The 10,103-nt window shown below is 56.6% G+C and carries 8 protein-coding genes and 1 tRNA gene; 8 read left to right on the top strand and 1 reads right to left on the bottom strand.

Translation table 11 applies throughout. The annotated features are described in order from the left end of the window. Positions 1 to 270 (top strand): HEPN domain-containing protein (locus tag JL39_RS32580; RefSeq protein ID WP_244446918.1); only part of this gene is annotated, 270 nt, incomplete at its 5' end. A 708-nt stretch (positions 271 to 978) separates the two neighbouring features. On the opposite strand, the gene JL39_RS19120 is transcribed toward JL39_RS32580, so the two are convergent. After that, positions 979 to 1,068: transfer RNA gene (locus JL39_RS19120), tRNA-Ser, on the bottom strand. Positions 1,069 to 1,217: 149 nt separating this feature from the next. Here JL39_RS19120 and JL39_RS19115 point away from each other — a divergent pair. From JL39_RS19115 to JL39_RS19090, 7 genes are all read left to right on the top strand, one after another. Next, the gene (locus tag JL39_RS19115) at positions 1,218 to 2,081 is read left to right on the top strand and encodes a pentapeptide repeat-containing protein (RefSeq protein WP_037154199.1); all 864 of its coding nucleotides are present in this window, start codon (positions 1,218 to 1,220) and stop codon (positions 2,079 to 2,081) included. Continuing rightward, positions 2,078 to 2,785: a nucleotidyltransferase domain-containing protein gene (locus tag JL39_RS19110; RefSeq protein WP_081952901.1), complete on the top strand. Its 708-nt coding sequence runs from the start codon at positions 2,078 to 2,080 to the stop codon at positions 2,783 to 2,785. The genes JL39_RS19115 and JL39_RS19110 overlap by 4 nt, the downstream gene beginning before the upstream one ends. Then, positions 2,763 to 3,101 carry a hypothetical protein gene (locus JL39_RS31655; RefSeq protein WP_152601188.1) on the top strand — a complete coding sequence of 113 codons (339 nt, stop codon included), beginning with the start codon at positions 2,763 to 2,765 and terminating at the stop codon, positions 3,099 to 3,101. Before JL39_RS19110 ends, JL39_RS31655 begins: the two co-directional genes overlap by 23 nt. A gap of 48 nt (positions 3,102 to 3,149) precedes the next feature. Further along, complete coding sequence (locus JL39_RS19105) at positions 3,150 to 4,718, top strand: class I SAM-dependent DNA methyltransferase (protein WP_037154192.1); 1,569 nt, start codon at positions 3,150 to 3,152, stop codon at positions 4,716 to 4,718. An 8-nt stretch (positions 4,719 to 4,726) separates the two neighbouring features. Further along, a complete protein-coding gene (locus tag JL39_RS19100; RefSeq protein WP_081952900.1) occupies positions 4,727 to 5,890 on the top strand; it encodes a restriction endonuclease subunit S in 1,164 nt (387 codons plus the stop codon). Positions 5,891 to 5,899: 9 nt separating this feature from the next. Next, positions 5,900 to 6,436: a hypothetical protein gene (locus tag JL39_RS19095; protein WP_244446917.1), complete on the top strand. Its 537-nt coding sequence runs from the start codon at positions 5,900 to 5,902 to the stop codon at positions 6,434 to 6,436. Positions 6,437 to 6,679: 243 nt separating this feature from the next. Continuing rightward, complete coding sequence (locus JL39_RS19090; RefSeq protein WP_037154184.1) at positions 6,680 to 10,099, top strand: DEAD/DEAH box helicase family protein; 3,420 nt, start codon at positions 6,680 to 6,682, stop codon at positions 10,097 to 10,099. Positions 10,100 to 10,103: the final 4 nt, after the last annotated feature.

Raw genomic sequence — 10,103 nt, 5'->3', positions numbered from 1 at the left:
ACCCTCTACTCGCCTAAGTCGCATCGCCTGAAATTCCTACGCTCTTCGGCCGAGGGGATCGACGCGCGCCTGATCGAGGCATGGCCGCGAGACACCAAATTCGCCCGCCGCTGTTTCGAGCGGCTCGATCGGGCTTATGTCGATGCAAGGTATTCGCCGCATTACGAGATAACAGAAGAAGAGCTTCGCTGGATCATCGAACGTATTCAGGTGCTTCAGGAGCTTGTCGAGCAAATTTGTAGGGCGAAGCTTTCTGGGACGACCGCTTAGACTCTCGATTGCGAACGCCCCTTTTCGGATGACCCCGCCCGTAGTCGCTCGTCTAGTGTCGATTAAATTAGGCTTTATCGCATTAATTTAGACGAAGAAGGTAAGCTTTCAAGGGATGCGGCACCGGAATATCCAACGAGTAACCGGTATGGCTACGCTATAGGTATCGATCCGAAGGGTTTGTTTGGGAAGGAGACCAGCTATACCAGGGAAATCGCCTTTGCACGTGTCCGTGCTCAGTTCGAAACACACCGTCCGACGATTGGGTAATCGATGACTTCGTATTCAAACGAGACGCTGATCTAATTTTTTTGCCGTCAGCTATCGAGTATCTCATCAGACATACAGAGCGCGATAGAGAGTGCTGCGGCTAAAAAACCGCGCTCTGGTATCCGCGAATATCTCCTGCGAGCTTTGTTAACGCTCAACGATGCGATTCTGCCGCAAACGGTCGATGAATACATTAACCGGCGCTCACGCGGCGAAAGGCCTACTTAAGCGACCGCTTAAAGATCCACGCTCCCAGCGCCGGGAACGTGGCCCTCGTCAGTTTCTGCATCACAATTCACTATGGGTAGCCGTCTTGGCGAACGGACATCCCGCACCATCCTGAACGATGCCGAAGGGCTTCCTGTGCGGCTTTAAGTGCGAGCCATGTCCACTGTTTTCAAAGGGAGATCTCGGCAAGACGTTGCGGCCGATTCAATGTGGCGGAGAGGGTGGGATTCGAACCCACGATACGGTTGCCCGTATGCCGCATTTCGAGTGCGGTGCTTTCGACCACTCAGCCACCTCTCCGCTTAAAGATGTGACGCGTTGGTCAGCGCGGCGTTCTCATAGCGATGAAAGGTGGAGCTGGCACTGGCGAAAAATGTGCCCAACGTGGCCCGATTGTGCCCAAGCCTCACTCTGTGTATTCCTAACTCGGAACAACGTGTGAGCGAACTGTGGAAAATGATCAGGTTGAGCAGTCTGAAATCAAGCAATACGAGCCGCGAATTTTCCGATCCCAAAAATTGATCGATGTAAAAGGTTCGGCATTTTCCCATGCTCAGTTGTTTGATGTGAGCGGGAAAAAGCAGGTCTTTGAGCAAGTTGATTTCTCTTACTCGGTTTTTACTCGTGGCTATTTTCATCAAGCTGAGTTCAGGGCATGTGACTTTACCGGAACCCGCTTCGTAGACTGCAACTTTCGGAACGCAACATTCGAGGAATGCAACTTCAGCTACTGTGATTTTACCAACTGCCGCATCGAGACAGATGAAGTCTTAAAAAACTTACCGGATCGTCCAAATGTCCGGCGAGAGCTTCTGCAAATAATGAGGAAGAATGCTTTATCGATGGGCGACGTGGCTGCGGGGAGAGCCTTCGTGATTGCGGAGCTTGCGGCAAAAAAGGAGCATCTGCGGCGCGCATGGAAACAAGACGAGAATTACTACAAGAAAAAATATGGTGGCTTTAGAAAGCAGTCCATCGTTTTGATTAAGCGCATGGGACTGTGGCTCGATGGTTTTCTTTGGGGGCACGGGGAAAAGCTGTGGAACCTTCCGATTTCTGCCATAGCCATTCTTGCCGCTTTCTCGGTGATTTCTTCAGCAATCTGGGCTTCCGCTCTTGTTGATCCATCAATTTCCCAAGTTATTGGGACGTTCAACTCCTACATGATCTATTACGTCAGCCTGTTTCTCGATGCCCCCTACAAGGACAGCCTCCCGCATGTCGTTGCCATTGATTGGATCGTTGTGATCTTTCGCTACGTAAGCCTTGGCATACTGGTTTCCGGCCTCTTTCGGTGGTTGTCTCATCGATGAGATCAAATCTTCCGCCCTCCATCTTGAATGTTAGTTTGTTTGGGTCGAGATCTCGCGGCGATGGTGACCAAAACAGTGATCTTGATGTGCTGGTGATAGTCGCCAACGGCTCCGGTAAGACGTCACCTGGTCTAGTTCAAAGCTTTGCGAGAAAACAATTTGGCAAAGATCCCTCTCTTTCTTGGTATGGCCTGCGGAAGATCGGCGCGCTCTTTCACTCCGGTGATCTCTTCGCATGGCATCTTCACTTAGAAGCTAAAACGCTTGCTGGGGCGGATCTGAGTGCTCTTGTGGGCGCTCCGGCAGACTATACGACTGCATTATCCGACATCAATGATTTGAGAGAGATCGCGCGCCGGGTGGAACACGCCATCACAGCCTGTGATGCTAATGCGGTTTTCGAAATGGGGATACTCTACGTGTGTGCGCGGAATATCGCTATGGCCGCAAGTTGGCGCTTGTCGCATCACCCATCGTTTGGGCGCTACTCGCCATATGATCTTCCCGTTCCCTTCCCCATCGCTCATGACACGTATGAGGTGATGCTCAAATGCAGGATGGCCAGCCAAAGAGGCACAGCGTTGCCTTCGGTATTTGCTCCTGAAGTGCTGGAAGTTCAGCGGAATGTTCTGCTATGGTCCGAGGCGGTAGCAGGAGCGGTCGCGGAAGTAGAGGCAACAAATGACCAGATCTCGACGCTTTGAACAGCGCATCAATATTGAGCGCCTTGCCTTGGAAATCATAAATACCTCCGAAATCGGGCGCGAGGAACAGTTAGCAGGACTAACCGCAGCGGCAATTCAGAGCTGGTCGAGCCGGTTAAACGAGCATTACAACGAACGACAAGTGGCTAGTTTACGCGAAATATTAGTCGCTATCGCTACGGAGACGGGGCTTCTATCGGATAATAGCCGTGCAGTCTTTTCGTCGAGCGCGGCGCATAATGATCGAACCATAGACTCTCTGCTGAGCGCATTGGCCGCGCAGTGCGGCAATCAATTCGCTTCATCATTGCGTTGAACCCATCTCTGGCTAAAGTCCTGCCGCTGATTTGGTGAAGGACTTTACATGCTCACAGGTGAAATTCGCTCGAAGGTCGATCAGGTCTGGAATGCCTTTTGGGCGGGCGGGATTGCCAATCCGCTGGAGGTGATCGAGCAGATCACTTACCTGCTCTTCATGCGCGGGCTGGATGACATCCAGACGCGGGAGGAGAACAAGGCCAATATGCTGGGCCGGCCCATGGAGCGGGTGATCTTTCCGGAGGGCGTCTATCGCACGGTGCGCGATGAAGAGACCGGCGAGGTGAAGGAAGAGATCACTTATGCGCAGCTGCGCTGGTCGCGCTTCCGCAATGATGATCCGGCACGCATGTTCTTCATCGTGTCGGAGAATGTCTTCCCCTTCCTGCGTGAGATGGGCGAGAAGGGCACAGCGCATGCCGAGCATATGAAGGGTGCGCGCTTCACCATCCCGACACCGGGCCTCCTGGCCAAGGTGGTGGATATGCTGGCGGAAATCCCGATGGAGGATCGCGATACCAAGGGCGATCTCTATGAATATATGCTGGGCAAGATTGCCAGCGCCGGCCAGAACGGTCAGTTCCGCACGCCGCGCCACATCATCAAGCTGATGGTGGAGCTTACGGCGCCGACGGAAAGGGATGTGATCTGCGATCCGGCGAGCGGCACCTGCGGCTTCCTGGTCGCTGCGGGCGAGTATTTGCGCGATAACCATCCAAAACTGTTTCAGGACAAGGTCAACCGCGAGCATTTCCACACGGGCATGTTCCACGGTTATGATTTCGACCAGACCATGCTGCGCATTGGCTCCATGAACATGCAGCTGCATGGCGTCGAAGGGGCCGATATCCGCTACCGGGATTCGCTCGCCTCCAGCCATGGCGACGATGCCGACAGATACTCGCTGATCCTCGCCAATCCGCCCTTCGCCGGCTCGCTGGACGAGGAAACGGCATCAGCCGATCTGCGTGCCATCGTCAAGACGAAGAAGACCGAGCTTCTGTTTATGGCGCTGTTCCTGAAGCTGTTGAAGCCGGGCGGACGCGCGGCGGTCATCGTGCCTGACGGAGTGCTGTTCGGCTCGTCCACGGCACATAAGGCGATCCGCAAGATGCTGGTGGATGACCACAAGCTCGATGCAATCGTGAAGCTGCCGTCGGGCGTGTTCAAGCCCTATGCCGGGGTGTCCACGGCCATCGTCTTCTTCACCAAGACCAATTCCGGCGGCACGGATCACGTCTGGTTTTATGATGTGCAGGCCGATGGCATGAGCCTGGATGACAAGCGCCAGATGCTGGTGGCGGATGAAAAATTCGGCCCGGTGCCGACGGCGGCACTGACAGCAGAAGAGCACGCCAGGAACAACCTGCCGGATGTCGTGGCCCGCTGGAAGGAGCGTGAAGGCTCAGAACGCGACAATCCGCGCACCGGCCAGAGCTTTACCGTCAGCCGGGACGAGATTGCAGGCGCCGACTACGACCTCTCGCTCAACCGCTACAAGGAAGTGGTGCACGAAGCAGCCGCCCACCGCCCACCGAAGGAGATTATCGCCGAGTTGTTGGCGCTAGAGGACGAGATTGCGGCTGGACTAAAAGAGCTGGAGGCGATGCTGTGAGTGTGCGGATGGTTCGGCTGGCGGACGTCTGCACTAGGATTTCGGATGGAACTCATCAAGCACCTAAGTGGGCTGACAATGGAGTTCCATTTCTTTTTGTATCCAATATTCGCAACGGTCGTATTTCTTTTGAAACAAACAAATTTGTTTCGAGCAAGGAATATACAGCACTTACCAAAAACAACCCAATCGATGCCGGAGATGTGCTGTATACTGCTGTGGGTTCTTACGGCAACTCTGCGGTCGTCCCCAGCGGCAAGACATTCATTTTTCAAAGACACGTCGCGCATCTGAAGCCTCAGCATGAGTTAGTTGACTCAACCTACTTGGCCCAGATGCTGGAGACACCAGCCGTTAGGAGACAGGCCGACAAACTAGCCCGAGGCGTGGCTCAGAAAACCGTCACACTCAGTTCGTTGCGCGATTTCGAAATCCCCCTGCCACCCCTCGATGAGCAGAAGCGGATTGCCGCGATCCTAAACAAGGCCGATGCGCTCCGCGCCAAACGCCGTCAGGCCATCGTGCTCCTCGACAGCCTCACCCAATCGATATTTCTGGAGATGTTTGGGGATCCGGTGAGCAATCCGAAGGGGTGGGAAGTTAAGTCTCTCGCTGAGTTTGAATTGTTCTTGACCAGCGGCTCACGCGGTTGGGCCGAATACTACTCTGAGCAAGGCACGCCATTTATCAGAATACAGAATCTGAAGGGCGGAAGGCTTTCAACCGAAGACCTCGTTTTCGTAAACGCACCAGAGAACGCCGAGGCGCGCAGAACAAGAGTCGAATCCGGCGACGTCTTGATAAGTATCACCGCTGATCTTGGTCGCGTTGCAGTAGTGCCGGCTCATGTGCATCAGGCCGCGAACATCAACCAGCATATCGCGCTCTTTCGCCCGAAAGGGATCAATCCGATATTTCTATCGAGCTACCTCGCGAGTCAGGGCGGCAAACGTCAGTTCGCTGCTTTGAACAGGCAGGGTGTAAAGGCCGGGCTAAACTTCAGTAACATACGTGCGCTTAAAATCCTCAACCCGCCCATGGAGATGCAACGCAAGTTTGAAAAGCTCGCAAAGCTAGTTGCAGATCGTGAAATTGGCCTTAGTGGCTCCAGTGTAGGGACCGAAGCCCTCTTCACCTCCCTTCAGCACCGCGCCTTCTCCGGACAACTTTGAGCTACCATAGTGATCGGCACGCACAAGGTAACCCTCCCGCCATCCATGCTACAGCGCGGCTTCTGGCTATACGCCTGGCGAGTTATCGCGCCTGACGTGCAAGAGCTCGTTTATGTCGGCCGCACTGGTGACAATTCGAGCCCGAATGCATCGCCGGCCTATATCCGCATGGGCCAGCATCTAGGTTCGGCGGAAACCCAGAATGCCCTGCGCAAGCATCTGGTAAATCGCGGCATTCCACCGGAAACCTGCCAGTCTTTCGATCTCGTGGCCCATGGACCGATCTATCCGGAAGTCGAAAAGCCGGAGAATTTCAGCCATGAGGATCAGCTGCTTCGCAAGCAGTTGATGGAAAAGCACATCCCGCTTCGTGACATTGTCGGCGCGATGGAGAAGCAGCTCGCTGAAGATCTGGGTAAGGCTGGCTACACGCTGCTCAACACGGTGAAATGGCGCCATAAGGTCGACCCTGAGCTGTGGAAGCCCATCCGTGCGGCCTTTGCCGAGCACTTCCCGCGGCTGAAGGAGGTCGTCGATGTCCGGTAGTGGCTTGAGGCACGGGACGGCGATAGATGAAATGAGAAAGGCGGACCGGTTTCCCGATCCGCCCCGTCTACAAATCCCGTCTTCCCGGGGGTGTGCGTCGAAGCGCAGTGACCGTTTCCAGAAGCTCACGGCTTAAAACTAGCAGGATTGCGTCGGTCGTGCAAACGATAGCGCACAAACTGATTGCAACCTTAGCGCAATCTGGCGACTATGCTGGCCACTCATCCAGCTGAAGAATAGTTGATGTCCAATTTCGTCTTCCTAGCCGCTGAATTTCCGGAGATATTCGACAGCGCCAGGAAGGCCGAGAGCTACGTTGGTGGCGATCCGCGCACAGCGGCCTTCTACGCCCGACGCACCGTCGAACTTGCCGTGCAATGGGCTTACAAGAACGACAGCGGACTTTCCCTTCCTTACGACAACAAGATCTCCGCGCTGATCCACGAGCCAAGCTTTCAAGCGCGCGCTGGACGGGCCATCTTTAACAAAGCGAAGCTGATCATCCGGATCGGCAATCTCGCCGTTCACGAGACCCGTGAGACCTCGGCCAAGGATGCCGGTGATGCGGTGCGGGAGCTGTTCCATCTCTGTTTCTGGCTGGCGCGCACCTATGCCAAGGCGCCGCCGCCGGATGGGCTCGCCTTTGATGCCGCCCAGCTGCAGCGCAAGGACGATCTCGTCAAACGTGCCTTTGCCGAGCTGACACGCCTGAAGACCGAGATGGAGGCGAAGGACAAGGCCTTTGCCGACCTGCTGCGCGACAAGGGCGATCTGGACGCCGAGCTGAAGGCGGCGCGAGCCGAGCGCGACCGCATTCGTCGAGACAACGAGCAGCGGCCAGACACGCATGATTATTCCGAGGCCGAGACCCGCGACACTTTCATCGATCTTCTCTTGAAGGAAGCAGGCTGGGCGCTGAATGCGGCGCGGGACAGGGAATTCCCCGTTTCCGGCATGCCCAACACGGCGGGCGAAGGCTTTGTCGATTACGTGCTGTGGGGCGATGACGGCAGGCCGCTGGCGCTGGTGGAAGCCAAGCGCACCAAGCGCAACCCGCGCGAGGGCCAGCAGCAGGCCAAGCTCTATGCCGACTGCCTGGAGCAGCAATACGGCCAGCGCCCCGTGATCTTTTACACCAACGGCTACCAGCACTGGATCTGGGACGACCGCGCCTATCCGCCGCGCGAGGTCTCCGGTTTCTACAAGAAGGACGAGTTGCAGCTTCTGATCCAGCGGCGCAGCACCCGCAAACCCATGGCCGGCGTGCCGATCGATCGCAAGATCGTCGAGCGCTATTACCAAGAGCGGGCGATTGCGCAGGTGAAGGAAGCTTTCGAGGCGCGCCAGCAGCGCAAGGCGCTTCTGGTCATGGCCACCGGCTCCGGCAAGACGCGCACGGTGATCGCGCTGATCGACGTGCTGATGCGGGCCGGCTGGGTCAAACGCGTGCTGTTCCTGGCCGACCGTGTGGCACTGGTGAACCAGGCGGCAAAAGCCTTTAAGGCGCATCTGCCAGACTCGTCACCCGTCAATCTGGTGACGGAAAAGACCGGCGAGGGCCGTATTTTTCTCTCCACCTACCCGACCATGATGAACCTGATCGACGAGCGCAAAGGCGGCACGGCGCGCTTTGGCCCTGGGCATTTCGATCTCGTCGTCATCGATGAAGCCCACCGCTCAGTCTATCAGCGCTACGGCGCGATCTTCGACTATTTCGACAGCCTGCTGGTAGGACTCACTGCAACGCCGCGCGAGGAGATCGACCGCAACACCTATGGGCTCTTCGATCTGGAAGAGGGCGTGCCGACGGATGCCTATTCGCTCGATCAGGCGATTGCCGACGATTATCTTGTGCCGCCCATGGCCGTCTCGGTGCCGCTCAAATTCGTGCGGGAAGGCATTAGGTATGACGATTTGTCCGACGCCGAAAAAGAGCAGTGGGACATGCTGGAATGGGACGAGGAGGATGGTGATCCGCCCGACAGCGTCGATGCTCAGGCCGTCAACAAATGGCTGTTCAATGCCGATACGGTCGACAAGGTGCTGGCCCATGTGATGACCGATGGCGTGAAGGTGGCGGGTGGCGATCGGCTCGGCAAGACGATCATCTTTGCCAAGAACCAGGGCCATGCGGAATTCATCGAGCAGCGGTTCAATCTCGCCTATCCGCATCTCGCCGGGCATTTCGCCCGCATCATCACCTTCAAGACCGAATATGCCCAGTCGCTGATTGACGACTTCTCCAAGAAGGACGGCGCGCCGCATATCGCCATCTCCGTCGATATGCTCGACACCGGCATTGACGTGCCCGAGGTGGTGAACCTCGTCCTGTTCAAGCTGATCCGCTCCAAGACCAAGTTCTGGCAGATCATCGGGCGTGGCACGCGCCTTTGCCCGGATCTCTTCGGGCCTGGCGAAGACAAGGAATTCTTCCGCGTCTTCGACTATTGCCAGAACCTGGAATTCTTCCGCCAGAACATGAAGCCTGATCAGGGCTCAACAGCAAAATCCCTCAGCGAACGGCTGTTTGCCGCCCGTTTCGATCTGGTGCGGGCGCTCGACGAAAAGGCGGTTCTCGATCGCCCACCCGGCGTGGCTGAGGATGGTGATGACTATGATGCCGGCCCTGATGCACCACTCAGCGAGGGGCAGATCCGCGCCAGTGCGCTGGACTTCCTGAAAACCTATGTCAGCACCATGAACCTCGACAATTTCGTGGTTCGAACCAGGCGCCAGATGGTGGAGAAATATCAGGCACCGGAAGCCTGGGCCACGCTTTCGGACGAGGTGCGCGACGAGCTGGTCGATAATGTTGCACCTCTGCCCAATGCCATGAAGGGCGAGCCGGAAGAGGCCAAGCGCTTCGACCTGCTGATGTTCAATCTGGAGATCGCTCTGCTGAAGGGCTCGAAACGGTTCGAGCGGCTGAAGAAGCAGTTGGTCGATATTGCCTCGGCGCTGGACGAACAGACGGCCATCCCGGTGATTGCTGCCCAGCATGCGCTGATCCTCGACATCCTCTCGGACACCTGGTGGGAGGGTGTCACCGTGCCGTTACTGGAGCTCGTCCGGCTTCGTCTGCGCGGCCTGGTTCTGCATATCGAGAAGGGCAAAAAGGCGATCGTCTACACCAATTTCGAGGACGAGCTGGGGACCGCGACAGAACTCGACCTGCCGCAGGTGGGCGAGGTGGATTTCGCCCGCTTCAAGAAGAAGGCGCGGCATTTCCTGCGCGAGCACGAGGACCATATCGCCATTGCCAAGCTGCGCCACGGCAAACCGTTGACGGCGACAGACATTGCCGAACTGCAGCAGATGCTGGTGACAGCCGGGATCGGTGACCAGGAGCATTTCGACAAGGCAACCGAGCTGGCGCATGGCTTTGGCGCCTTCATCCGCTCCCTCGTTGGTTTGGATCGTCACGCCGTCGCCGAAGCTTTCGGCGAATTCCTGGCAGACAGTGCCGCGACCGCCCAGCAGATCGAATTCGTTGACATGGTGATCGAGCACCTGACGGAAAAAGGCACCATGGATCCGGGCCTGCTTTACGAAAGCCCCTTCATCGACAAGGCCCCGGAGGGACCGCAGCAGGTTTTCGACTTTGAGAAGACGAAGAGGTTGGTCGAAGTGATCAGAGGACTGAACGAGAGTGCTTTGGGATGAGCGC

This window comes from Rhizobium sp. YS-1r (assembly GCF_000757525.1).
In the GTDB taxonomy this organism is placed as follows: domain Bacteria; phylum Pseudomonadota; class Alphaproteobacteria; order Rhizobiales; family Rhizobiaceae; genus Neorhizobium; species Neorhizobium petrolearium.
Note: the sequence above shows the minus strand (reverse complement) of the source record. Positions and strands in the feature narration are given on the sequence as shown.

Coding starts and splice junctions, on each gene's coding strand:
- JL39_RS31655 (WP_152601188.1), top strand. CDS start 2,763: ATGACCAGATCTCGACGCTTTGAACAGCGCATCAATATTGAGCGCCTT.
- JL39_RS19110 (WP_081952901.1), top strand. CDS start 2,078: ATGAGATCAAATCTTCCGCCCTCCATCTTGAATGTTAGTTTGTTTGGG.
- JL39_RS19090 (WP_037154184.1), top strand. CDS start 6,680: ATGTCCAATTTCGTCTTCCTAGCCGCTGAATTTCCGGAGATATTCGAC.
- JL39_RS19100 (WP_081952900.1), top strand. CDS start 4,727: ATGGTTCGGCTGGCGGACGTCTGCACTAGGATTTCGGATGGAACTCAT.
- JL39_RS19105 (WP_037154192.1), top strand. CDS start 3,150: ATGCTCACAGGTGAAATTCGCTCGAAGGTCGATCAGGTCTGGAATGCC.